Origin of the sequence: Streptococcus mitis subsp. hohhotensis (assembly GCF_020089495.2) — a bacterium.
Taxonomy (GTDB): Bacteria; Bacillota; Bacilli; order Lactobacillales; family Streptococcaceae; genus Streptococcus; species Streptococcus hohhotensis.
In genome coordinates this window covers 59,270-82,885 of the sequence record NZ_JAIRCA020000006.1, presented here as the reverse complement: position 1 = coordinate 82,885, position 23,616 = coordinate 59,270, and the positions used below count along the sequence as shown (strand labels likewise).

Sequence of the window (23,616 nt, the reverse complement as noted above, 5' to 3'; positions counted from 1 at the left end):
TAAGGCTGAAGACCGTAAAAACCAGCATTTAAAGCCTTCACTGTATCTAGGATTTCCCTATTTTTAGACATATTGACCCAAATCCACAGCATTTAAAAAAGCGAATTTCAATCGAAACTCGCTTTTTTACAAAATGTATTAGTATAAACTTGTATCTTAGTTCAAGTGCCAGATATCTTCGTTATACTGAGCGATTGTACGGTCAGATGAGAAGAATCCTGCTTTAGAAATGTTAACGATAACTTTATCCAACCATGCGTCACGGTCTTCGTAGTCAGCCAACATTTGTTCTTTAACCTTGATGTAATCTTCTAAGTCAAGAAGAGTCATGAACCAATCTTTGTTGATCAATTCATTGTAAAGACGTTCCAAGCGCTCTTTGTTTCCAGCTGCAAGAACTGCATCGCTAACGATGAAGTCAACCAATGGTTTGATAGCTTCACGAGCGTAGAATTCGCTTGATTTGTAAGCTGCTTTTGCGTAAAGGTCGATAACAGTTTCTGAATCTTCACCAAAGATGTAGATGTTTTCGTCGCCAACCAACTCAGCGATTTCCACGTTAGCACCGTCCATAGTACCAAGAGTCAAAGCTCCGTTCAACATGAATTTCATGTTACCAGTACCTGAAGCTTCTTTAGAAGCAAGTGAGATTTGTTCTGAGATATCACATGCTGGGATAAGGAAGCTTGCTGCAGTAACGTTGTAGTTTTCAACCATAACAACTTGCAAGTGTGGAGCAACTGCTGGATCGTTAGCAATAACTTCTGACATGCAAAGGATCAAGTGGATAATGTCTTGAGCGATTGTGTAGGCTGGAGCTGCTTTACCACCAAATAAGATTGTGATTGGACGAGCAGGAATGTTACCAGCTTTGATGTCAAGATATTTGTGGATCACGTACAAGGCGTTCATTTGTTGGCGTTTGTACTCGTGAAGACGTTTGATTTGGATATCAAAGATAGAGTTTGGATTGATTTCCACACCTTGGTGTTCTTTCAAGTGGCGAGCCAATTTACGTTTGTTGTGAGCCTTGATGCTTTCCAATTTTTCTTTGACAGCTGCTTTGTCTTCATAAGACAAAAGTTTTTCAAGTTCATCTGCTTCATGGTGCCAACCTTCTCCAAGAATCTCATCCAAGTAGTGAGATAGTCTTGGGTTAGCATGCATGAGCCAACGACGGAAAGTGATACCATTTGTTTTGTTGTTGAATTTTTCTGGGTAAAGGTCGTAGAAAGCTTTCAACTCAGAGTTCTTCAAGATTTCAGTGTGAAGTGCTGCTACCCCGTTAACGCTGTATCCGTAGTGGATATCCATGTGAGCCATGTGAACACGTCCGCTCTCATCGATGATTTGAACAGCTGGATCTTTGTATTCTGCTTTCACGCGACGGTCCAATTCTTCGATGATTGGTACCAAGTGAGGAACCACTTCTTGCAAGAATTCAAGAGGCCATTTTTCAAGGGCTTCAGCAAGGATTGTGTGGTTAGTGTAGGCAGTCATGCTACGAACGATTGAGATTGCTTCGTCAAGCTCGATACCACGTGCAGTCAAAAGACGGATCAATTCAGGGATAACCATTGATGGGTGAGTATCGTTGATTTGTACAACTGCGTAATCAGCAAGGTCATGCAAGTTGCTTCCTTTTTCGATTGCTTCGTCGATGATCAATTGCGCACCGTTTGAAACCATGAAGTATTGTTGGAAGATACGGAGCAATTCACCTTGACGGTCACTATCATCTGGGTAAAGGAAAAGAGTCAAGTTGCGAGCGATATCTGTCTTGTCAAAGTTGATACCATCTTTAATAATAGAAGAATCAACTGAATCCAAGTCAAACAAACGCAAGCGGTTTTTAGTTGCTGTTTCATAACCAGTAACATCAATATCGTAAAGAGTTGATGTCAAAGTAAAGTCTGCAAATGGTACTTGGTAGCTACGGCTTGAGCGAACCAACCAGTTTTGCTCTGTCAACCATGCATTTGGAATTGTTTCTTGTTGGTTGTTTTTAAGAACTTGTTGGAAAAGACCAAAGTGGTAGTTAAGACCAACACCGTCACCGTTCAAACCAAGAGTCGCAATTGAGTCGATAAAGCAGGCAGCCAAACGTCCCAAACCACCATTACCAAGAGATGGTTCCAATTCAACTTCTTCAACTTCAATCAAGTCTTTACCTGCAGCTGCAAGTTCTTTTTTGACATCGTCGTAAAGACCAAGATTGATCAAGTTGTTTGACAAGAGTTTACCAATCAAGAACTCAGCTGAGATATAGTAAACTTTCTTTTTACCAGTGTTGACTGGTTTTTGGCTACTTGCAAGCTTGCTGTAGTTAAGAAGAGCAAGGTAAAGCTCTTCATTGCTACATTCTGCAATGGTTTTATTGTAACGATTTTGTACAAATTCTTGTAGTGATAACATGTTTAAGGTGTCTCCTGATATTGTATTATTTCTTTAATTCTACCAAATTTTCATTAATTCGTCGATAGATTGTTGTCAAGTCAAGCAAACCTTCCTCGACAGCTGGTGTCAATTGATCTTCAGTCATACGCCAAGACCAGTTTCCACCAAGGGTAGATGGGAAGTTCATACGAGCTGTCTCATCCAATTCTAGCAAATCTTGCATAGTTGCAATTGCCATGAAGCTAACTGATGAAAAGACTGTACGAAGCATAGCGTGTGGCACTGTTTCGTATTCTTTACGGTTAGTATAGCGAGCCATGTACTCACGAGTCGCATCATCGATCTCGTTACGGTACCAACCAAGGACCGTGTTGTTATCGTGTGTTCCTGTGTACATAACTGAGTTAGCAGGTGCCAAGTGTGGGCTATCGATACTTTCATCTTCTGGGTTGAAAGCAAATTGAAGAATCTTCATTCCTGGGAAGCCAGTACGTTCACGCAACTCAATAACTTCATCAGTCATGAAGCCAAGGTCTTCTGCGATGATGTTTAGCTCACCAAGTTCTTCCTTAACGGCTGCAAAAAGCTTGTAGCCCGGACCTTTCACCCACTCACCAGGTGCTGCTGTATCGGAACCAGCAGGGATTTCCCAGTAAGATTCGAAACCACGGAAGTGGTCGATACGAACGATATCGTAGATTTTGAAGCTTTCACGCAAGCGTTCAATCCACCATTTGTAGCCGTCTTTGTCCATTGCTTCCCAATCATAGATTGGGTTACCCCAAAGCTGACCAGTTGCAGAAAACTCATCTGGTGGGCATCCTGCGATGCAAGTCGCCTTACCGTTGACATCTGTCTTGAAGAGATGTGAATTTGCCCACATATCGCTTGAATCTTCCGCTACGTAAATTGGCATGTCTCCAACGATTTCGATGTGGTTGTCGTTAGCGTAAGCTTTCAATTTCAACCATTGTTGGAAGAAGAAGTACTGAGTCACACGGTGGTAAACCAACTTGTCTGCCAATTGCTCACGGTAGCTTTCAAGTGCTGAAGCTTTACGAACGCGAGCATCTGCATCTGGCCATTCAGTCCAAGCAAGATTTTCAAAATGCTCTTTGATAGCCATATACTCAGCAAAGAGCTCAAGCCATGATTGGTTGTCTTGAGCAAATTTCTCAAAATCTTTAACATCTCCAACTTCAAAGAAACGTTTCACCGCTTTTTCTAAAAGAGGACGACGTGCATAGTAAATCTTAGCATAGTCAACTTCAGACGGATCGCTACCAAAGTCAACTCCTTCAAGGTCACTTGCTTCCAACAAACCTTGCTCCACCAAGATATCCAAATCGATAAAATGAGTGTTCCCTGCGAAGGCTGAGAAAGACTGGTAAGGAGAATCCCCGTAACTAGTTGTTCCTAATGGAAGGATTTGCCAGTAACGTTGTTTTGTGCGAACCAAGAAATCAACGAAGTCGTAAGCACTTTGACCAAACGATCCGATTCCGTAGGCTCCTGGGAGAGAAGAGATGTGCATCAACACACCACTTTGACGTTTTTTCATAAACAACACCTCGTGTATTTGTAGTTTAAATTTTCATTTTTGGGCGCAAACGTTTGCGTTAAGATAAGTATACTTTATTTTTGGAATAATTGCAAGCGTTTTTAAAAAACTTTTTGATTATTTTTTTAAAAAAACTTGTCCTTCTTTATGTATACATATACATTTTTCTTTTCTATTTACAAAATCTTCTTCAACTATAAATAGAAGGCTCAACTTAGCCTACTTTTGGTCTAGAGCAATTTATTTTTTGTTCAAAATTTAGGCAATCGTTTCCCTAAATAATTTCAGTAAAAGCATGAAAATATATTTTCTGACTTTTCTTCTATTATAAACAAATAAAACGCTTACCTTTTTCGTGAAATTTTTTTAAAATTTTTACAAAAAACACTTGCAACCGTTTTCTATTTGTGCTATACTAGTCCCATAAAGGAAAACGTTTGCGTTTCCTCATTATAAAATTTGTTATTCTTTAGGAGGAATACACTATGTCATCTAAATTCATGAAGAGCGCTGCTGTGCTTGGAACTGCTACACTTGCTAGCTTGCTTTTGGTAGCTTGCGGAAGCAAAACTGCTGATAAACCTGCTGATTCTGGTTCATCTGAAGCGAAAGAAATCACTCTTTACGTCGAAGACCAATACAAAGCTTATGCTGAAACAGTTGCTAAAGCTTATGAAAAAGAATCAGGAACAAAAGTTAACATCAAATCTGGTGACCAACTTGGTGGTCTTGACAAACTTTCTCTTGACAACCAATCAGGTCAAGCTGCTGACGTTATGATGGCTCCATACGACCGTGTAGGTAGCCTTGGTACTGACGGACAACTTTCAGAAGTTAAATTGAGCGACGGCGCTAAAACAGATGATAAAACTAAATCTCTTGTAACAGCTGCTGACGGTAAAGTTTACGGTGCTCCTGCCGTTATCGAGTCACTTGTTATGTACTACAACAAAGACTTGGTAAAAGAAGCTCCAAAAACTTTTGCTGACTTAGAAAACCTTGCTAAAGATAGCAAATATGCCTTCGCTGGAGAAGATGGAAAAACTTCTGCTTTCCTAGCTGACTGGACAAACTTCTACTACGCATACGGACTTCTTGCTGGTAACGGTGCTTACGTATTCGGACAAAACGGTAAAGATGCTAAAGATATCGGTCTTGCAAACGACGGTTCTATCGCAGGTATCAACTACGCTAAATCTTGGTATGAAAAATGGCCTAAAGGTATGCAAGATGGTACAGCTGCTGGAAACTTAATCCAAACTCAATTCCAAGAAGGTAAAACAGCTGCTATCATCGATGGACCTTGGAAAGCTAAAGCCTTCAAAGACGCTAAAGTAAACTACGGTGTTGCAACTATCCCAACTCTTCCAAACGGAAAAGATTACGCAGCATTCGGTGGTGGTAAAGCTTGGATTATCCCATCAAGCACTAAGAACCTTGAAGGCGCACAAAAATTTGTAGACTTCCTTGTTTCAACTGAACAACAAAAAGCCTTCTACGATGCAACTAACGAAATCCCAGCTAACACTGAAGCTCGTACTTATGCAGAAGGTAAAAACGATGAGTTGACAACAGCTGTTATCAAACAGTTCAAGAACGCTCAACCAATGCCAAACATCTCTCAAATGTCTGCAGTTTGGGAACCAGCTGCTAACATGCTCTTTGACTCTGTAAGCGGTAAGAAAGATGCTAAAACAGCTGCTAACGATGCTGTAACATTGATCAAAGAAACAATCAAACAAAAATTCGGTGAATAAAAAATTTGTTCAAGGGGGGTGGAAATCAAATCCCCCTTTGAATTTATCAATAGAAACATAAATAGTTTAGGTTTTATCTAAAAACCAGTATTCTATGAAAGGAGTTATTATGGAAAAGCAACAACCTAGTAAAGCAGCTCTGCTGTCTATCATTCCTGGGTTAGGACAGATTTACAATAAACAAAAAGCAAAAGGTTTTATCTTCCTTGGTGTAACCCTTGTATTTGTCCTTTACTTCCTAGCACTTGCAGCCCCTGAATTGAGCAATCTCATCACTCTTGGTGACAAACCAGGTCGTGACAATTCCCTCTTTATGCTGATTCGTGGTGCCTTCCATTTAATCTTTGTAGTCGTTTATGTACTCTTTTATTTCTCAAATATCAAAGATGCACATACAATTGCAAAACGCATTAACAATGGAATTCCAGTTCCACGTACCCTCAAAGACATGATCAAAGGGATTTATGAAAATGGCTTCCCTTACCTCTTGATCATTCCATCTTATGTTGCCATGACCTTCGCGATTATCTTCCCAGTTATCGTAACCTTGATGATCGCCTTTACTAACTATGACTTCCAACACTTACCACCAAACAAATTGTTGGACTGGGTTGGTTTGACGAACTTTACGAACATCTGGAGTTTGAGTACCTTCCGTTCTGCCTTCGGTGCCGTTCTTTCTTGGACTATCATCTGGGCTTTGGCAGCTTCTACTTTACAAATCGTAATTGGTATCTTCACAGCTATCATTGCTAACCAACCATTTATCAAAGGAAAACGTATCTTTGGTGTTATTTTCCTTCTTCCTTGGGCTGTCCCAGCCTTCATCACTATCTTGACATTCTCAAACATGTTTAACGATAGTGTCGGAGCTATCAACACTCAAGTATTGCCAATCTTGGCTAAATTCCTTCCTTTCCTTGACGGGGCTCTTATTCCTTGGAAAACAGACCCAACTTGGACTAAGATTGCCTTGATTATGATGCAGGGTTGGCTTGGATTCCCATACATCTATGTTTTGACTTTGGGTATCTTGCAATCTATTCCTAACGACCTTTACGAAGCAGCTTATATTGACGGTGCCAATGCTTGGCAAAAATTCCGCAACATCACTTTCCCAATGATCTTGGCTGTTGCGGCACCTACTTTGATTAGCCAATACACCTTCAACTTTAACAACTTCTCTATCATGTACCTCTTTAATGCTGGAGGACCTGGTAGTGTCGGTGGTGGAGCTGGTTCAACCGATATCTTGATCTCATGGATCTACCGTTTGACAACAGGTACATCTCCTCAATACTCTATGGCGGCAGCTGTTACCTTGATTATCTCTATCATTGTCATCTCAATCTCTATGATCGCATTCAAGAAACTACACGCATTTGATATGGAGGACGTCTAAGATGAATAACTCAATTAAACTCAAACGTAGACTGACTCAAACCCTTACTTATCTTTACTTGATTGGTCTCTCAATCGTGATTATCTATCCACTGTTGATTACCATTATGTCAGCCTTCAAGACAGGTAACGTAGTAGCCTTTAAACTAGACAGCAACGTCGACTTTAGTTTTGCTAACTTCCAAGGGCTCTTCTCTGAAACCTTGTACGGTACTTGGTACCTCAACACTTTGATTATCGCCTTAATTACCATGGCTGTTCAAACAAGTATTATCGTACTTGCTGGTTATGCTTACAGCCGTTACAACTTCTTGGCTCGTAAACAAAGTTTGGTCTTCTTCTTGATCATCCAAATGGTGCCAACTATGGCCGCTTTGACAGCCTTCTTCGTTATGGCGCTTATGTTGAACGCCCTTAACCACAGCTGGTTCCTCATCTTCCTCTACGTTGGTGGTGGTATCCCGATGAATGCTTGGCTCATGAAAGGCTACTTCGATACAGTGCCAATGTCTCTAGACGAATCTGCAAAACTAGACGGTGCAGGACACTTCCGCCGCTTCTGGCAAATTGTTCTTCCACTTGTTCGCCCAATGGTTGCTGTACAAGCTCTCTGGGCCTTCATGGGACCTTTCGGGGACTACATCCTCTCTAGTTTCTTGCTTCGTGAGAAAGAATACTTTACTGTTGCCGTTGGTCTCCAAACCTTCGTTAACAATGCGAAAAACATGAAGATTGCCTACTTCTCAGCAGGTGCTATCCTCATCGCCCTTCCAATCTGTATTCTCTTCTTCTTCCTACAAAAGAACTTTGTTTCAGGACTTACAAGTGGTGGCGACAAGGGATAATATATCCCCGCCACCCTTTTTCATTTTATACTCTTCGAAAATCTCTTCAAACCACGTCTGCTTCCATCTGCAACCTCAAAACAGTGTTTTGAGCAGCCTGCGGCTAGTTTCCTAGTTTGCTCTTTGATTTTCATTGAGTATTAGCGATTGCTACTGTAAATAATATTCTTGCAACAAGCAATTTTTCTCCTAGACTTGAAATAAAGCGCATTTCTCTATATAATAATACTCATATAGAAAACACCTTTTAGAAAGATACCTATGCTTCCATATCCATTTTCTTATTTTTCAAGTATTTGGGGATTTCGTAAGCCCCTGTCCAAACGTTTCGGACTCAACTGGTTCCAACTTCTCTTTACCAGTGTCTTCCTTATTAGCTTGTCTATGGTACCCATTGCCATCCAAAACAGCTCACAGGATACTTATCCGCTAGAAACCTTTATCGATAATGTCTATGAACCATTGACAGATGAGGTTGTCCAGGATCTCTCTGAACATGCTACAATTGTTGATGGTAAATTTACTTATACAGGAACAGCTAGTCAAGCCCCTTCTCTTTTAATCGGTCCAAGTCAAAGCAAGGAATTACCTAAGGACTTGCAACTGCATTTCGATACGAATGAGCTCGTCATCAGCAAGGAAAGTAAGGAACTGACCCGTGTCTCTTACCGAGCGATTCAGACTGAGAGTTTCAAAAACAAAGACAGCTTGACCCAAGCCATTTCTAAAGACTGGTACCAACAAAATCGTGTCTATATCAGTCTCTTCCTAGTTCTCGGTGCAAGCTTCCTCTTTGGTTTGAATTTCTTTATCGTCTCTCTAGGGGCTAGTCTTCTCCTTTATATCACTAAGAAATCCCGCCTCTTTTCATTTAGAACCTTTAAAGAGTGCTACCATTTTATCTTGAACTGTTTAGGATTGCCAACTCTGATTACGCTTATTTTGGGATTATTTGGCCAAAATATGTCAAACCTCATCACTGTACAAAACATTCTTTTTGTCCTTTATCTGGTCACTATCTTTTATAAAACGCATTTCCGTGATCCAGATTACCATAAATAGGAGATTTTTATGCCCGTTACGATTAAAGATGTGGCCAAGGCTGCTGGTGTTTCACCTTCAACCGTAACCCGTGTTATTCAAAATAAATCAACCATTAGCGACGAAACAAAAAAACGCGTTCGTAAGGCTATGAAGGAGCTCAATTACCACCCTAACCTTAATGCTCGTAGTTTGGTAAGCAGTTATACCCAAGTTATCGGCTTGGTGCTTCCTGACGACTCAGATGCCTTCTATCAAAATCCTTTCTTCCCATCAGTCCTACGTGGCATCTCTCAAGTCGCATCTGAAAACCACTATGCCATTCAGATAGCAACAGGTAAAGATGAAAAAGAACGCCTTAAAGCTATTTCACAGATGGTTTACGGTAAACGTGTGGATGGTTTGATTTTCCTTTATGCTGAAGAGGAAGATCCCTTGGTCAAATTGGTGGCTGAAGAGCAGTTCCCCTTCCTCATTCTAGGAAAATCCATTTCCCCCTTTATCCCTCTTGTCGATAATGACAATGCCCAAGCTGGTTTTGATGCAACCGAATATTTCATTAAAAAAGGATGCAAACGAATTGCCTTTATCGGAGGTTCTAAGAAACTCTTCGTTACACAAGACCGTCTAACTGGTTACGAATCCGCGCTCAAGCAATACAAACTGCCTCTTGATGACAATCTGACCTACTTTGCAAATGAATTTCTAGAGGAAAAAGGATATCAATTTAGTAAGCGTTTGTTTAAACAGGATCCTATGATTGACGCTATCATCACAACTGATAGCCTCCTAGCTGAAGGGGTCTGTGACTACATCGCTAAGCACCAACTGGATGTCCCTGTTCTCAGCTTCGACTCAGTCAATCCCAAGCTCAACTTGGCGGCCTATGTCGATATCAATAGCCTAGAACTTGGTCAAACATCATTTGAAACGATTCTTCAGATTATCAACGATGCTAAGAGCAATAAACAAATTTGTTACCGTCAATTAATCGCCCACAAAATTATCGAAAAATAAAAACCAGCTCGCGCTGGTTTTTTTAGTCACTAATTTTCTGTTTCAACGAATCGTCCCAGAATATGGACATTCTCAGATACAGAGACAAAGGCACCTGGATCCACCTGTTTCATAATGAGTTTAAATTCATTAAACTCTGCACGTGTAATGACAGTGATTAAAACTGCCTTTCTCTCGTGATTATAGGTTCCTTCTGCATCGTGGATCATGGTTGCTCCGCGGTGCAATTTTTTATGGATTTTCTCAATTACTTTATCTGGATGATTGGTCACAATCATGGCCTGCATGCGTTTTTGCTTGGTAAAGACCGCATCTGTCACACGGCTAGAGACAAAGATGGTAATCATAGAATAGAGAGCGTATTTCCATCCAAAGGTCAAACCTGCTATCAGCATGATGGTCCCATTGACCAAGAAAGAAATACTACCGACATTCTTACCTGTTTTCTTGCGAATAGTCAGGCTGACGATATCCGTCCCACCACTGGAGATATTGTTTCGAAGAGCAAAACCAATCCCCAAGCCCATGACAACACCCCCAAAAAGGGCATTGATAATAGGATCCTCTGTCAAGGTCGCCACAGGGACAAACTGGATAAAGAAGGAACTCATAGATACCGTGATAAAGGTAAAGACGGTGAACTTATGGCCAATCTGATACCAAGCCAAGACCATCAAAGGAAAATTAATGGCGTAAAAGGTCAGTGAAATCGGAATGTGAAAACCAAACCAGTGATTACTCAAGGCAGAGATAATCTGTGCCAGACCTGTTGCACCACTCGAATACACATGCCCTGGTTGGAAAAAGAAATTGACCGCTACTGCTGATAAAAAACCATAGACCAGAGAAGCCGAAATCTTCTCATCGTATTTTTCACGAGAGATGCTTTGTAAGACACGTAAAATTTTTATCTGATGAGCAAAGCGGCGCAGATAATAGCGCCACCGCTTAATTCGTTTTGCTTGTTTCATCTTCTTCTACTTGTAAGCTGAGTTCCTCTAGTTGTTTGAGAGCTACTGTTGAAGGAGCTTGTGTCATTGGGTCACTTGCCTTATTGTTCTTAGGAAAGGCAATGACTTCACGGATATTTTCTTCTCCAGCAAGCAACATAACAAAACGGTCAAGCCCGATAGCCAAACCACCGTGTGGTGGGAAACCATAGTCCATGGCTTCAAGAAGGAAGCCAAACTGGTCATTTGCTTCTTCAGCTGAGAAACCAAGAGCCTTGAACATGCGTTCTTGAAGGTCTTTTTGGTTGATACGAAGGCTACCACCACCAAGCTCATAACCGTTCAAGACGATATCGTAAGCAATGGCACGAACCTTAGCCAAATCACCTTCTAATTCGTGAGCAGTCTCTTCCTGTGGAAGTGTGAATGGATGGTGAGCGCTCATGTAGCGGCCTTCTTCTTCAGACCATTCAAACATTGGCCAGTCAACCACCCAAAGGAAGTTGAATTTATCGCCATCAATCAAACCAAGCTCTTTGGCAATACGTCCACGAAGGGCACCGAGCGTTGCATTGGCCACTTCAAGCGCATCTGCCACAAAGAGAACCAAATCCTTATCTTCAAGCGCAAGTGCTGCTGTCAATTCTGCTTGGATGCTAGTCAAGAACTTAGCAACTGGTCCGTTTAATTCTCCATCAACCACCTTGACCCAAGCAAGACCTTTGGCACCATATTGTTTGGCTACTTCCGTCATCTTGTCAATGTCTTTACGTGAATAGTTGTCCGCAGCGCCTTTGACCACAATTGCTTTTACAGCAGGTGCTTCTGAAAAGACTTTAAAGTCTACACCTTTGACTACTGCTGTCAGGTCCTGAAGCAACATGTCAAAACGAGTATCAGGCTTGTCAGAACCGTAAAGAGCCATAGCGTCATCATACTTCATACGTGGGAATGGAAGCGTCACTTCGATGCCTTTTGTTTCCTTCATGACGCGCGCAATCAAGCCTTCTGTAATATCTTGGATTTCTTGCTCAGTAAGGAAAGATGTTTCCAAGTCGACCTGAGTAAACTCAGGCTGGCGGTCTCCACGTAAGTCCTCGTCACGGAAACATTTAACGATTTGGTAGTAGCGGTCAAAACCAGCATTCATCAAGAGCTGTTTCGTGATTTGTGGACTTTGAGGAAGCGCGTAAAAATGCCCTCTATTAACACGAGATGGTACCAAATAGTCACGCGCCCCTTCTGGTGTTGACTTAGAAAGGAATGGTGTTTCCACGTCGATAAACTCCAACTCATCCAAGTAGTTGCGGATAGAGTGGGTCACCTTGGCACGAAGTTTGAGATTTTCCAACATTTCTGGACGACGAAGGTCAAGGTAACGGTAACGCAAACGCGTATCGTCATTGGCCTCAATACCATCCTTAATCTCAAAGGGTGTTGTCTTAGCTGTATTAAGCACTGTCAAAGCCGTCACGTTTAACTCAACTGCACCAGTTGGTAACTTATCATTGGCTTGCTCACGCGCAGCGACCTGTCCAGTCACCTCGATAACAAATTCGCTACGAAGGCTTTCAGCTGTTTCCATAACCTCTGCAGAGACTTTTTCAGGGTTGATAACCAACTGCATGATCCCTTCACGGTCACGAAGATCGATAAAGATCAAACCACCAAGGTCACGACGACGGCCTACCCATCCTTTCAAGGTCATTTCTTGTCCGATGTGTTCCTCACGAACACGACCAGCATACATACTACGTTTCATGTTTTCTCTCCTCTTTTATTCTGTTACTATTTTACCATAAAAGCGCAGGCTCTTCATGAAAATCATCAGAAAAGTTTGCCTGACTTTAAAAATCAAGTGAAGGCTCTAAAAATTAATGCCAATACAAAAATCCGATGAACTTCACCGGACTCTTTTATTTTGAATTGTTACCTCCTTTACGCTTTTCAGCGATTTCGGCTGCCTTTCGAGGCAGGACGATTTCCGTTGTGTAGGCTGTCCCAAAACGCCAGATACCGGCAATAGGGGCAAAGACCACTGCGAGATGGCTATAGAAGAAATCACCTTTGAAGGCATAAGCTAATCCCCCAATGATGAAAAATAGAACAACTGCTTGAATCACTGCTAATAAAATTACTCGTTTCATGTGACCTCCTGACTCTATTATAGCATGAGAATCATCAAAAAGCCGACTAAATTATTCAAAGCGTGGAGAGAAATACTGTAGACCAGACCTTTTCTGCTAATATAAGCCAAGCCCAAACTAAAACCAAGGCTAAAATAGACAAAAAATTGTTGCAAAGTTCCTGGAGAATGAATCAAGGCAAACAGAACACTCGATACCAGAAGGAAAAGCAGAGTTTGTTTGCTGTTGTCCTGTTTAGGAAAGAGGTAACGTGCCAACATTCCTCTAAAGATGAGTTCTTCCGTCAAAGGAGCAAAAATAACGACCGCAAAGAATGAGAAAAGTGGTTGAGACAAGGTCAAGTCTATCGCCATTTGCTGATTTACTGAAGGATCATTTGGCAAGAAAAACTGGACAACCAGAGATAAGAACCAAACCAAGGCAGGAAGCCAAATAAATCGGTTGAAGCCACTCTTCTCAATACGAACAGGACCTTTCTGATACCATTTGTAAATGCCGTACACATAAACTCCAGCCAAGGCCACATAGAGCAAGGTCACAGCATAGGGTGAAGCGCCTAAGGCAAGCGAAGTAGTCGCGAGCCCCTGAATGAAGCCATAGATGAATAAAAAGGATAGAAGGGCTAGAAGAAACCAGCCAAGGTTTTTAAGTAGTTTCATATAAATCTCCTATCTTGCTTTATAGCTGTTTTTCAATACAAAAAGGTTTGCTATTCCTAACACAAGTACCCATGCAAGTAACATACCAATATTAGAAAAAGATATTTCCCCACCTTTTTTATTTAAAAGATTTACAATTGGACCAATAAAAGAGTAATCCAACACTTTCTGAACCGTATCATTTTGAAGAGCAATTATAGGTAAAAAAGAGACAATTAACATAGGGAAGATACTATAAACTTGCGCTTTAGATTGAGTATCTGAAACCGCACCGATTAGAAGGTTGAGAAAAATAATACTAATAGTTGCTAGGAGCAAATAGATAACATAGGCAAATAAGTAACCTGATAGATCTACTTTAAGATAGATGGGAAGTACAATCATAGCAAGTAACATTATCAGAATAGGGAGAACAAGCATACTAAAAGTATATTCTGTTGCTGTCACACCACTTAGAATGAGTGATTTAAGATTTCGTTTTTCCTTATCTTCTGCCATCATAATCGATACCATATAACCACTTCCCATGCTCAAGACCATCGTCAAGCTAGCAGATAGTAAAAATAGGCTTAATTGTCCATTCTTATTTAAAAATTCATTATATAAAACAGCAATACCAAAAGGCATCAATAAAGTCGCTAACAAAGTTGAATTGCTAATAAGAACTTGCACTCTTAACCATAGTAGGGCATTTAATTTTCTAAACATCTAACTTTTCTCCTGTCAATCTGATAAAGATTTCTTCTAAAGTTGGCTCACAAGAGTGAACCACCATCAAATCTGTCGTGTCTAAATGTGGTAATTCTTCAAATGGGACTATCTGTTCTCGTCCATCATTATAAACCACACGTACTTTCTTATCCACATGGTACTTCTGGATAATGTCTTGTGGACTTCCATACTCTATTAAATTACCCTTATTTAAAAGAGATAAGCGATCACAAAGCAGAGTTGCTTCATGCATATCATGCGTGGTCAGAAAGATAGTTGTCCCCGCCTGCTTTAATTCTTGAAGTAGGGTATGAATCATCTTAGATGTTGTAGGGTCTAAGCCACTGGTTGGCTCATCTAGAAAGAGAATCTTAGGAGCATTCAGAAGGGCACGAGCCAAGAACATTCGTTGTTTCATTCCAGTAGATAGTTTTTCTGCGATAATATCTTTAGCATCTGCCAAGCCAACCTGTTGGAGCACCTGATTTACTCTTTCTGCTTTGAGGCCATATAACTTAGCATAGATGAGAAGATTTTTGTAAAGACTCATCTTTTCATAAAAACCACTGCCATCACTAACTATACCGATTTGTTCTAAATCATTTGAGGTTAAATCTTGAGAATTCTTGCCTAACAAAATTGTCTTACCTTGATCTGCAGCCAACTGACCCGTCAAGACGTTGATCATGGTTGTTTTACCTGAGCCAGAAGGGCCAAGAAAACCAAAGATTTCACCTTCCTTAATCTCAAAAGAAATCTGATGAAGAGCTTTTTTGCTCCCAAAACTTTTGCTTACATTTTCAACACGAATCATAGAAACTCCTTTATTTGAAATAGCATTTTACCATAGGTATAAACATTATATTGATATAAATATGGATTGCTCCGACAAGCAAGAAGGCGAGTAACTGAATCTCTCCTGTCAGTAAGGAAAAGAGAACAATTAGAAAGTACAAGGCTGGCAAGACATATTGGTTTAATTGGAATAAAATCTGAAAACTCTGTTCCAAATTAGCTTGACGCTCCCCTTCATCATAAGAATTGATATAGCACAAGACATCCTTTGGTGTAGAGAAAGGAAGCAAATCAAACTGACGAACGATTGCAATTGTTTTAGAAAGAGATTTTTGAGCATTGAAAATCCACGCAAATACCAAAAAAGAAAGAGATAAGGTTATATGGCTTCCATTGAGTACAATCACTTCATTTAATGAGATGGAAAGAGCCAATAAAATCGCTACAGTTGTAATATTAAAGGCAATGGTTCCAAATTCGAGATTCCGATACATTTGCACATAATAGGTTTCATTCAGATCATCATCCATTTCCTCTTGATACAAGGAGTGAAATTTTCTGCTTTTCTTTAAGAAATTGAAAGTCAAAAGCATACTAATGAAACCTATCAGTAAACAAATAGCTGATATCCATGGTATCAAGACTTTCACATCTAAAATGATTCCGTGGGATTCGGTAGCAGCCTTAAACATCCCTACAAAACCGCCCAAGAAACCTCCAAAGACAACAGACATTAAAAATAACAATCCACCTTTATTTTTCTTTTTCATATTCATTCTCCTTTTTCACTTGCTAGATTTTTGGATTTCTTTTCAATCCATTCAATTACTGGGATGAGAGCAAAGTAGGCCCAAATAAATTGGTCGCTATAATAGAGATCAAACCATCCTAGATTTGTTCCAATTAGTAGACACACGCTGACTAATAAAGCTATGGCAACTACATAATAAATCACTTTATACTTGTTCATCACTCGTCCTCCTCCAAGCGAAATACCGATTCGACTGTTTCGTTGAAAATTTGAGATATTTTCAGGGCAATGATAATGGACGGGGTGTATTCGTCCCGTTCTAATAGACTAATAGTCTGTCTGGAAACCCCTGCCAGCTTGGCTAGGTCGGTTTGATTGAGACCATCGCGAGCCCGAAGCTCTTTTAGACGATTTTTTAGTTGCATGTCACACACCTACTTTCCGTCAAATTCAACGGTTAGGATATCCTCGATACGTTGCAACTTAAATTTTTCTTTCCCCTTTTTATCAACACGTCGTAGTTTGACCCATTCCTCATCTACATCTACAACTTCCCAGTTATCTGTTCCAAAAACTTGTCCAACGATTGTCGGTGTTTTCCCAATCAATTCTTTTAAAATTCTTGACATTTCTTTATTTCCTTTCTGTTTTTTCTCAATTCTTTTGATTTTACTCTCTAGTTTCTTGACCTTTTGGGAATGGTAGATAAAATACATAATCACAAGAGGTACAAATCCTAATGCCCACATAATTGTTCCTTTCTCCTTTTCTCTTAACTTGATTATATTGTAACACATCTTTTTCTTTTTGACAAGTATATTTGTCAAAAAGTTTATGATTTTTGTCATTTTGCAAAAGAAAAAGGTCAGGAATAAAATCCTGACCAGTTTATCTATCATTAAAACCCTAGTTTTTCAAAGATTTCTGAGAAATTTTGGCTGATTGTCTCAAGCGACACTTGCACTTCTTCTCGGGTTTGGTTATTCTTGACCGTCACTTGTCTGCTTTCGACTTCACTCTCTCCTAGAGTGATGAGGGTCTTAGCCGCAAAGACATCGGCTGACTTGAACTGAGCTTTGAGTTTACGGTTGAGGTAATCACGCTCTGCTTTGAAACCTTGTTGGCGAAGGGCTTGTACCAACTCCAAGGCCTTGACATTTGCCCCTTCGCCCAAGACTGCGATATAGACATCTAGGGCGTTTTCGATAGGGAGGGACACACCTTGCTTTTCAAGAATGAGAAGCAGGCGCTCTACACCAAGTCCAAAACCAAATCCAGCAGTTTCAGGACCTCCAAAATAAGAAACCAAACCATCGTAACGACCACCCGCACAGACTGTCAAGTCATTGCCCTCAATCTCTGTGATGAACTCGAAAATGGTGTGGTTGTAGTAGTCCAGACCACGCACCATATTGGTATCGATGATATAGTCTACTCCAAGATTTTCCAACATCTGACGTACAGCATCAAAATGAGCTTGGCTTTCTTCATCAAGGAAGTCCAAGATAGACGGTGCATTCTCTACTGCTACCTTGTCTTCTTTTTCCTTAGAGTCCAAGACACGAAGAGGATTTTCCTCCAAACGACGTTGGCTATCCTTAGACAAGGTCTCCTTGAGCGGTGTCAAATAGTCAATTAAGGCTTGACGGTAGGCCGCACGACTCTCAGGATTGCCAAGAGTGTTAAGGTGCAATTTGACACCTTGGATGCCGATTTCTTTCAAGAAATGGGCTGCCATCGCGATTGTTTCCACATCGGTAGCTGGATTACTAGAGCCAAAACACTCAACACCAATCTGGTGGAACTGGCGCAAACGCCCTGCCTGTGGACGCTCATAGCGGAACATAGGGCCCATGTAGTAGAACTTACTTGGCTTTTGCACTTCTGGGGCGAAGAGTTTATTTTCCACATAGGAACGGACAACGGGCGCTGTTCCTTCTGGACGGAGGGTAATATGACGGTCTCCCTTATCGTAAAAGTCGTACATTTCCTTGGTTACGATATCCGTTGTATCTCCGACAGAACGACTGATAACCTCGTAGTGTTCAAAAATAGGCGTGCGCACTTCTGCATAGTTATAGCGCTTGAAAATCTCACGGGCAAAGCCCTCAACGTACTGCCATTTGGCAGATTCAGCAGGTAAAATATCCTGCGTTCCTTTTGGTTTTTGTAATTTCATAGGGTGTCCTCTTTAAACTTAATAGTCTTATTTTACCATAAATAGAAGGATTAAAACAGTGAGAAAAAATTAGGATTTATACTCAATGAAAATCAAAAAACAAACTAGGAAGTTAGCCGCAAGCTGTACTTGAGTACGGTAAGGCGACGCTGACGTGGTTTGAAGAGATTTTCGAAGAGTATTAGATATCATTTTTGAGATTAAGAACTGTCAAAAGAATAGCCAGCAAGGAAAAACCAACAAATAGCATCCAAGTCAACTGTATATTCCATACAGCTACAAGTGAAAAACAGGCTGTTCCCACAGGTATGGATAAGGTGAACAATAAACCTAAAAAATTACTAGTACGAGCTAGAACCTCTGGAGCTAGATTTTTCAGGAGCATGGCACTAATCTTTGGTTGAACTTTACCAGACACATACAGAGTTGAACAGAGAAATAGTAAACCAAGTACGACTTGATTGAATAAATTAGCTAGACCAACTAGACTGAGTCCTACGGTCACCCACATCATCAATCTAGGCAAGGACTGCTTCCCAAAATAATCATTGCCCGTAAGGCTACTGATGATGATTGCTAACAAAGCACAGACTTGACTGATAAATAATGCCTCTGTGTAAGAAAAGTCCAAAAGAGAATGGCTCAAAAAGAAGATGTTATAGATGCTTCCTAAAGCGCCACCCAAGGCATTGATAAGCAAGACAGCAAAGATCATAAATCCAAAGTTTTTCTGTCCACCTTTAAGAAAAACGAGACGTAAATTTCGATAAATCGTTAGGAACTGCTCTTTGATCGGAAGCTTCTCATTTTTTAGAATTTCACCATCAGCAGATGACATTGACAGGCTCAATTTGCTTTTTCCTAAAAAGAGGATGACGGCTGATACTAGAAAGAAACAGGCATTGATTCCCGCAACGAGGGAAAAATTGTTGACCGATAGACCTAAGAGCCAGACTCCAAAAGCTTGACCACCAATAGCTGAAATATAGGTGATGAATTGGGAAAAAGAATAAGCCTCCATCAAATCATCTTCAGCTACTTTTTCCTTAATAAGAGGCATACGCAGGCCACCTGCAAAATCACTGATGACATCACTAATGACATTGATCAAACACAGGCTAGAAAAGGCAAAGAGACTAGCTTGCTGGACAACTAGGGCTGCTAGAAAAAATAAAACTGCCTGAAACAAACCGCTATAGACCATCCATTTGACCTTGGCCCTCGTGTAATCTGCCCGAATCCCTACAAAAACTGTAAAGAGAGTCGGAAGAATCATGACAATATTCGCCATAGCAACAGCAAAAGATGCTTGTGGCAAGGTCGATGCATAGACGATAAAGACCAGATTAAAAATCGAAGCACCAAAAGCATTGAAGAAGCGTGACAAAGTCAAGAGACGATAAGCTTGATTTCTAAACAATAGTTTCATAGATAATCTCCCTTCTTGTTCGAATACTCAATGAAAATCAAAGAGCAAACTAGGAAGCTAGCCGCAGGTTGCTCAAAGCACAGCTTTGAGGTTGGGGATAAAGCTGACGTGGTTTGAAGAGATTTTCGAAGAGTATAAGTTTTATGTGAAGTATGACTATAGTATAGCACTTAGAAATTTTAGAGGAAAAATTTTTGAATATATGCAACAAATGAAATGAGCAAAAAGAAACGATAAAATTTCTCCAGTGACACGAGAAAGCTCAACAATTCTATCACTTCAAATTTCAAATTATTTTCTTGGTTTGCAGATATTCAACAATCGGTCGTTTTTCTATAGTATTCGGCAGATTTATTACAGCCAAGCATCTCAAAAATACGGACAGCATTTTCCATTTTTTTCTGGCCTTCCTTGACTCTGCCTTGCTTGCTATCAAGGAGACCTTCCGCCCACAAATAGACAATTCGGAAATAGGTTTCATTTTCATTGTAGAAATGCTCTTCGATAACACGTTTAAAATAATAGGCATTAGTAAATTCTTCACACTCAATGCTGGCTAAAAAGCCATTCAATAGTATAGTGTGAAAAAGGTTTCGATTGCCAGACATTTCCATTAGGAAATCAGATTTACGTACCATTTCTCGTACATATCTAGTAAAAAGAGAAACAGATAAAAAGGGAGAACTGACTGAAAATAAATTGAGTTCATAGATTCCCCAGATCTCGGTAGAAAACAAATAATCATGAAGGACTTTCCCTTCCTCTGCCGTTAACTCTACCGTATCATCCATGCCCTTCATATAAGACTTGATAATAATGGCATTTAGAATATGTTTCTGTTTGTTGTGAGAATGGGCATGCTTTTGATACTCCCTGCGATACAAGTCCTCAAGTGGAGCTATATTCTTTGGATCCAAGACATCTATGATTTCTTTTCTCAACTCAGAATCTGTATCATACTGAAACCCTCTCGCCAGAAAGAGGATTTCCTCCACACTGGCAGATATATTTTCTAGGGCAAATAGAAACTTTTCCACCGAAAGCTCACTCTGACCTGTTTCAAAGCGAGATAACATAGACGGCGAAAATTGTCCCCCAGTTGCTTGTCTCAGCGAGATATTTCTTGACTCTCGTAATTGTCTAAAGACTTTTCCAATCTGCTCCATAGGCTTCTCCTTGATTCAGAGTTTTCTTTATATTATCATATTTTTTCAGAAAATTCATCAAAAACTTGCCAAATTGTCAGAATTATGAGAAAATAGAGGATATTTATCACGTGGAGGGACTGTAATGAGAGAGGATATCAAAATCAATGACCGTGCTTTGGCCTTACAAGACCAAATTATCGAAAAACTAGAGAAGGTTTTTGATACAGATGTGGAATTGGATGTTTACAATCTAGGACTGATTTATGAAATCAATCTGGATGAGACAGGTCTCTGCAAGATTGTCATGACCTTCACCGATACTGCCTGCGATTGCGCCGAAAGCCTGCCTATCGAAATCGTGGCAGGTCTCAAACAAATCGAGGGTATCGAAGATGTCAAGGTTGAAGTTACCTGGTCGCCTGCCTGGAAGATTACACGAATCAGTCGCTACGGCCGCATTGCCCTTGGACTGCCACCTCGTTAAGCAGGCAAATCACTTTTGAAGATGAAAAAAAGCAAGCCGAAGTTGGCTTGCTTTTTGATACTCAATGAAAATTAAAGAGCAAACTAGGAAACTAGCCGCAGGTTGCTCAAAACAATGTTTTGAGGTTGTAGATAGAACTGACGAAGTCAGTAACCATACCTACGGCAAGGCGACGTTGACGTGGTTTGAAGAGATTTTCGAAGAGTATGAGTTTATTTTTTACCTGACTTGTCCATATTCCAGAAGTCTGTCACGGCTCCGCGTGAAGCAGATGATACGATATGGGCATATTTACCGAGGACACCACGGCTGTAAAGTGGTGGCAAGGTTGTTTCTGCCTTACGTTTTTCAAGTTCTTCTTCCGATACGGCCATAGAAATTTCTTTAGTATCTTGGTCAACCGTAACGATATCACCTGTACGGAGGTAGGCAATAGGTCCACCATCCTGAGCTTCAGGAGCAATATGTCCGACAACCAGACCATAAGTACCACCAGAGAAACGACCATCTGTCAAGAGGGCAACCTTGTCTCCTTGACCTTTACCAACGATCATTGATGAAAGTGACAGCATCTCAGGCATACCAGGACCACCCTTAGGCCCAACGAAACGAACAACGACAACATCACCATCAACGATTTCATCTGTCAGAACGGCCTGAATCGCATCTTCTTCTGAGTCAAAGACCTTAGCTGGTCCAACGTGACGACGCACTTTAACACCTGATACTTTGGCAACCGCACCATCAGGGGCAAGGTTCCCGTTCAAGATGATAAGCGGACCGTCTGCACGTTTAGGATTTTCAAGTGGCATGATGACTTTTTGACCTGGAGTGAGGTCTGCAAAGTCAGCCAAGTTCTCAGCAACTGTCTTACCAGTACATGTGATGCGGTCGCCATGAAGGAAGCCATTTGCCAAGAGATATTTCATAACCGCAGGTACACCACCAACTTCGTAGAGGTCTTGGAAGACATACTGACCAGAAGGTTTCAAGTCGGCCAAGTGAGGAACGCGTTCTTGGATTGTATTGAAGTCCTCAAGTGACAAGTCAACATTGGCCGCATGGGCAATGGCAAGCAAGTGAAGAGTGGCATTGGTAGAACCACCGAGAGCCATGGTTACAGTGATGGCATCTTCAAAGGCTTCACGAGTCAAGATATCAGATGGTTTAAGACCAAGCTCCAGCATCTTGACAACAGCACGTCCTGCTGCTTCGATATCTTCTTTCTTGTCAGCTGATTCAGCTGGGTGAGATGAAGATCCTGGCAAACTCATCCCTAGAACTTCGATAGCAGTCGCCATGGTATTAGCTGTGTACATACCACCACAGCCACCAGGGCCAGGGCAGGCATTACATTCAAGACGTTTCACGTCCTCAGCCGTCATATCACCGTGGTTCCATTTTCCGATACCTTCAAAGACAGAAACCAAGTCGATGTCTTTACCATCAAGATTTCCCGGTGCAATAGTACCACCATAGGCGAAAATGGCTGGAATATCCATATTTGCAATGGCAATCATAGAACCCGGCATGTTCTTATCACAGCCACCGATAGCGACAAAGGCATCGACGTTGTGACCCCCCATAGCAGCTTCGATAGAGTCCGCAATGATATCACGAGATGTCAAAGAGAAACGCATACCAGGCGTTCCCATGGCAATCCCGTCCGCTACGGTAATGGTTCCAAACTGTACAGGCCAAGCACCTGCAGATTTGACACCTTCTTTCGCTAATTTCCCAAAATCATGCAAGTGGATGTTACATGGTGTATTTTCCGCCCAAGTCGAAATCACTCCTACAATCGGTGTTTCAAAGTCTTTATCTGTCATACCAGTCGCACGAAGCATGGCACGGTTTGGTGATTTAACCATGCTGTCATAAATGCTACTGCGGTGACGTTTATCTAATTCAATCATTTGTTCCCTCCCATTTCAGTTTTTACTATTATAGCACATTTTAAAGGCAATGAACAGAAGAAAATTCTTGAATTTTCAGAAAATTTCGATTAATTTGGTTGATGAGCTTCTAATTTTTTCATCTTTTTTTGTCAAGTAACTTTACTTTACAAAAAAAATGTGTTATCCTAGTATGGTTGATGAAAATCAGTAGATTGAATCGAATATAAATACCTAAAGGAGAAATCAAAATGGCAGTACCTGCACGTCGCACTTCAAAAGCGAAGAAAAACAAACGTCGTACACACTACAAAGTAACAGCTCCATCTGTAAACTTTGACGAAACTACTGGAGATTACTCACGTTCTCACCGTGTATCACTTAAAGGATACTACAAAGGACGTAAAATCGCTAAGGCTGCATCAGCTGAATAATAGAAGGGAGATACC

At 40.8% G+C, this 23,616-nt stretch carries 23 protein-coding genes; 7 read left to right on the top strand and 16 right to left on the bottom strand.

The features are described 5' to 3' along the window. Positions 1-156: 156 nt before the first annotated feature. Together glgP and malQ are read right to left on the bottom strand one after the other, a co-directional pair. The gene (gene glgP / locus K4Z77_RS03925) at positions 157-2,415 is read right to left on the bottom strand and encodes a glycogen/starch/alpha-glucan family phosphorylase (protein WP_000950168.1); all 2,259 of its coding nucleotides are present in this window, start codon (positions 2,413-2,415) and stop codon (positions 157-159) included. Positions 2,416-2,440: 25 nt separating this feature from the next. Further along, on the bottom strand, positions 2,441-3,958 hold the full coding sequence (gene malQ, locus K4Z77_RS03920) for a 4-alpha-glucanotransferase (RefSeq protein WP_101785808.1): 1,518 nt from the start codon (positions 3,956-3,958) through the stop codon (positions 2,441-2,443). 485 nt (positions 3,959-4,443) lie between these two features. Between malQ and K4Z77_RS03915 the strand changes: the two genes are divergently transcribed. The 5 genes from K4Z77_RS03915 to K4Z77_RS03895 all read left to right on the top strand — a co-directional run bounded on the left by K4Z77_RS03915 (position 4,444) and on the right by K4Z77_RS03895 (position 10,019). Next, a complete protein-coding gene (locus K4Z77_RS03915) occupies positions 4,444-5,715 on the top strand; it encodes an extracellular solute-binding protein (RefSeq protein ID WP_224218510.1) in 1,272 nt (423 codons plus the stop codon). A gap of 109 nt (positions 5,716-5,824) precedes the next feature. Next, complete coding sequence (locus tag K4Z77_RS03910) at positions 5,825-7,117, top strand: carbohydrate ABC transporter permease (RefSeq protein WP_224218509.1); 1,293 nt, start codon at positions 5,825-5,827, stop codon at positions 7,115-7,117. A 1-nt stretch (position 7,118) separates the two neighbouring features. Next, positions 7,119-7,961, top strand: coding sequence for a sugar ABC transporter permease (locus K4Z77_RS03905; protein WP_084891159.1), 843 nt, complete (start codon positions 7,119-7,121; stop codon positions 7,959-7,961). Between the two features lie 261 nt (positions 7,962-8,222). Then, positions 8,223-9,023: a DUF1189 domain-containing protein gene (locus K4Z77_RS03900; protein WP_166736740.1), complete on the top strand. Its 801-nt coding sequence runs from the start codon at positions 8,223-8,225 to the stop codon at positions 9,021-9,023. Positions 9,024-9,032: 9 nt separating this feature from the next. Next, positions 9,033-10,019 (top strand): LacI family DNA-binding transcriptional regulator, encoded by a 987-nt coding sequence (locus K4Z77_RS03895; protein ID WP_224218508.1) that lies wholly within the window; start codon positions 9,033-9,035, stop codon positions 10,017-10,019. A gap of 29 nt (positions 10,020-10,048) precedes the next feature. Here K4Z77_RS03895 and K4Z77_RS03890 read toward each other — a convergent pair whose 3' ends face one another. The 13 genes from K4Z77_RS03890 to rgg form a co-directional block, all read right to left on the bottom strand. Further along, complete coding sequence (locus tag K4Z77_RS03890; RefSeq protein WP_101782283.1) at positions 10,049-10,990, bottom strand: YitT family protein; 942 nt, start codon at positions 10,988-10,990, stop codon at positions 10,049-10,051. Further along, positions 10,968-12,731: an aspartate--tRNA ligase gene (gene aspS, locus K4Z77_RS03885; protein ID WP_224218507.1), complete on the bottom strand. Its 1,764-nt coding sequence runs from the start codon at positions 12,729-12,731 to the stop codon at positions 10,968-10,970. The genes K4Z77_RS03890 and aspS overlap by 23 nt, the downstream gene beginning before the upstream one ends. 154 nt (positions 12,732-12,885) lie before the next feature. Beyond that, entirely contained in the window at positions 12,886-13,116 is a 231-nt protein-coding gene (locus tag K4Z77_RS03880) for a hypothetical protein (RefSeq protein WP_224218506.1), read from the bottom strand. Positions 13,117-13,133: 17 nt separating this feature from the next. Further along, complete coding sequence (locus tag K4Z77_RS03875; protein WP_224218505.1) at positions 13,134-13,775, bottom strand: CPBP family intramembrane glutamic endopeptidase; 642 nt, start codon at positions 13,773-13,775, stop codon at positions 13,134-13,136. 9 nt (positions 13,776-13,784) lie between these two features. Next, positions 13,785-14,483, bottom strand: a complete 699-nt coding sequence (locus K4Z77_RS03870; protein WP_224218504.1) for an ABC transporter permease — start codon at positions 14,481-14,483, stop codon at positions 13,785-13,787. Beyond that, entirely contained in the window at positions 14,476-15,300 is an 825-nt protein-coding gene (locus K4Z77_RS03865) for an ABC transporter ATP-binding protein (RefSeq protein WP_224218503.1), read from the bottom strand. Before K4Z77_RS03865 ends, K4Z77_RS03870 begins: the two co-directional genes overlap by 8 nt. Before the next feature lie 10 nt (positions 15,301-15,310). Further along, positions 15,311-16,051: a DUF3169 family protein gene (locus K4Z77_RS03860; protein ID WP_224218502.1), complete on the bottom strand. Its 741-nt coding sequence runs from the start codon at positions 16,049-16,051 to the stop codon at positions 15,311-15,313. Between the two features lie 2 nt (positions 16,052-16,053). Continuing rightward, on the bottom strand, positions 16,054-16,251 hold the full coding sequence (locus tag K4Z77_RS03855) for a hypothetical protein (RefSeq protein ID WP_200832400.1): 198 nt from the start codon (positions 16,249-16,251) through the stop codon (positions 16,054-16,056). After that, entirely contained in the window at positions 16,251-16,457 is a 207-nt protein-coding gene (locus tag K4Z77_RS03850; protein ID WP_001176227.1) for a helix-turn-helix transcriptional regulator, read from the bottom strand. Before K4Z77_RS03850 ends, K4Z77_RS03855 begins: the two co-directional genes overlap by 1 nt. 9 nt (positions 16,458-16,466) lie before the next feature. Beyond that, a complete protein-coding gene (locus K4Z77_RS03845) occupies positions 16,467-16,931 on the bottom strand; it encodes a hypothetical protein (RefSeq protein WP_224218501.1) in 465 nt (154 codons plus the stop codon). Then, entirely contained in the window at positions 16,931-18,211 is a 1,281-nt protein-coding gene (gene hisS / locus K4Z77_RS03840) for a histidine--tRNA ligase (protein ID WP_224218500.1), read from the bottom strand. Before hisS ends, K4Z77_RS03845 begins: the two co-directional genes overlap by 1 nt. Before the next feature lie 181 nt (positions 18,212-18,392). After that, a complete protein-coding gene (locus K4Z77_RS03835; RefSeq protein ID WP_224218499.1) occupies positions 18,393-19,640 on the bottom strand; it encodes an MFS transporter in 1,248 nt (415 codons plus the stop codon). Positions 19,641-19,954: 314 nt separating this feature from the next. Beyond that, positions 19,955-20,806, bottom strand: coding sequence for a quorum-sensing system transcriptional regulator Rgg (gene rgg / locus K4Z77_RS03830; RefSeq protein WP_224218498.1), 852 nt, complete (start codon positions 20,804-20,806; stop codon positions 19,955-19,957). A 124-nt stretch (positions 20,807-20,930) separates the two neighbouring features. On the opposite strand from rgg, the gene K4Z77_RS03825 reads away from it, so the two are divergent. Then, positions 20,931-21,272: a metal-sulfur cluster assembly factor gene (locus K4Z77_RS03825; RefSeq protein ID WP_001206380.1), complete on the top strand. Its 342-nt coding sequence runs from the start codon at positions 20,931-20,933 to the stop codon at positions 21,270-21,272. 212 nt (positions 21,273-21,484) lie between these two features. Here K4Z77_RS03825 and ilvD read toward each other — a convergent pair whose 3' ends face one another. Further along, the gene (gene ilvD / locus K4Z77_RS03820; protein WP_224218497.1) at positions 21,485-23,188 is read right to left on the bottom strand and encodes a dihydroxy-acid dehydratase; all 1,704 of its coding nucleotides are present in this window, start codon (positions 23,186-23,188) and stop codon (positions 21,485-21,487) included. A 230-nt stretch (positions 23,189-23,418) separates the two neighbouring features. Between ilvD and rpmF the strand changes: the two genes are divergently transcribed. Continuing rightward, on the top strand, positions 23,419-23,601 hold the full coding sequence (gene rpmF, locus K4Z77_RS03815; protein WP_000290417.1) for a 50S ribosomal protein L32: 183 nt from the start codon (positions 23,419-23,421) through the stop codon (positions 23,599-23,601). Positions 23,602-23,616 lie beyond the last annotated feature (15 nt).

Coding starts and splice junctions, on each gene's coding strand:
- K4Z77_RS03875 (WP_224218505.1), bottom strand. CDS start 13,775: ATGAAACTACTTAAAAACCTTGGCTGGTTTCTTCTAGCCCTTCTATCC.
- rgg (WP_224218498.1), bottom strand. CDS start 20,806: ATGGAGCAGATTGGAAAAGTCTTTAGACAATTACGAGAGTCAAGAAAT.
- ilvD (WP_224218497.1), bottom strand. CDS start 23,188: ATGATTGAATTAGATAAACGTCACCGCAGTAGCATTTATGACAGCATG.
- K4Z77_RS03890 (WP_101782283.1), bottom strand. CDS start 10,990: ATGAAACAAGCAAAACGAATTAAGCGGTGGCGCTATTATCTGCGCCGC.
- rpmF (WP_000290417.1), top strand. CDS start 23,419: ATGGCAGTACCTGCACGTCGCACTTCAAAAGCGAAGAAAAACAAACGT.
- K4Z77_RS03870 (WP_224218504.1), bottom strand. CDS start 14,483: ATGTTTAGAAAATTAAATGCCCTACTATGGTTAAGAGTGCAAGTTCTT.
- K4Z77_RS03900 (WP_166736740.1), top strand. CDS start 8,223: ATGCTTCCATATCCATTTTCTTATTTTTCAAGTATTTGGGGATTTCGT.
- K4Z77_RS03825 (WP_001206380.1), top strand. CDS start 20,931: ATGAGAGAGGATATCAAAATCAATGACCGTGCTTTGGCCTTACAAGAC.
- K4Z77_RS03855 (WP_200832400.1), bottom strand. CDS start 16,251: ATGAACAAGTATAAAGTGATTTATTATGTAGTTGCCATAGCTTTATTA.
- K4Z77_RS03845 (WP_224218501.1), bottom strand. CDS start 16,931: ATGATAGATAAACTGGTCAGGATTTTATTCCTGACCTTTTTCTTTTGC.
- K4Z77_RS03905 (WP_084891159.1), top strand. CDS start 7,119: ATGAATAACTCAATTAAACTCAAACGTAGACTGACTCAAACCCTTACT.
- K4Z77_RS03835 (WP_224218499.1), bottom strand. CDS start 19,640: ATGAAACTATTGTTTAGAAATCAAGCTTATCGTCTCTTGACTTTGTCA.
- aspS (WP_224218507.1), bottom strand. CDS start 12,731: ATGAAACGTAGTATGTATGCTGGTCGTGTTCGTGAGGAACACATCGGA.
- K4Z77_RS03880 (WP_224218506.1), bottom strand. CDS start 13,116: ATGAAACGAGTAATTTTATTAGCAGTGATTCAAGCAGTTGTTCTATTT.
- K4Z77_RS03910 (WP_224218509.1), top strand. CDS start 5,825: ATGGAAAAGCAACAACCTAGTAAAGCAGCTCTGCTGTCTATCATTCCT.
- K4Z77_RS03915 (WP_224218510.1), top strand. CDS start 4,444: ATGTCATCTAAATTCATGAAGAGCGCTGCTGTGCTTGGAACTGCTACA.
- K4Z77_RS03850 (WP_001176227.1), bottom strand. CDS start 16,457: ATGCAACTAAAAAATCGTCTAAAAGAGCTTCGGGCTCGCGATGGTCTC.
- K4Z77_RS03860 (WP_224218502.1), bottom strand. CDS start 16,051: ATGAAAAAGAAAAATAAAGGTGGATTGTTATTTTTAATGTCTGTTGTC.
- K4Z77_RS03895 (WP_224218508.1), top strand. CDS start 9,033: ATGCCCGTTACGATTAAAGATGTGGCCAAGGCTGCTGGTGTTTCACCT.
- glgP (WP_000950168.1), bottom strand. CDS start 2,415: ATGTTATCACTACAAGAATTTGTACAAAATCGTTACAATAAAACCATT.
- K4Z77_RS03865 (WP_224218503.1), bottom strand. CDS start 15,300: ATGATTCGTGTTGAAAATGTAAGCAAAAGTTTTGGGAGCAAAAAAGCT.
- malQ (WP_101785808.1), bottom strand. CDS start 3,958: ATGAAAAAACGTCAAAGTGGTGTGTTGATGCACATCTCTTCTCTCCCA.
- hisS (WP_224218500.1), bottom strand. CDS start 18,211: ATGAAATTACAAAAACCAAAAGGAACGCAGGATATTTTACCTGCTGAA.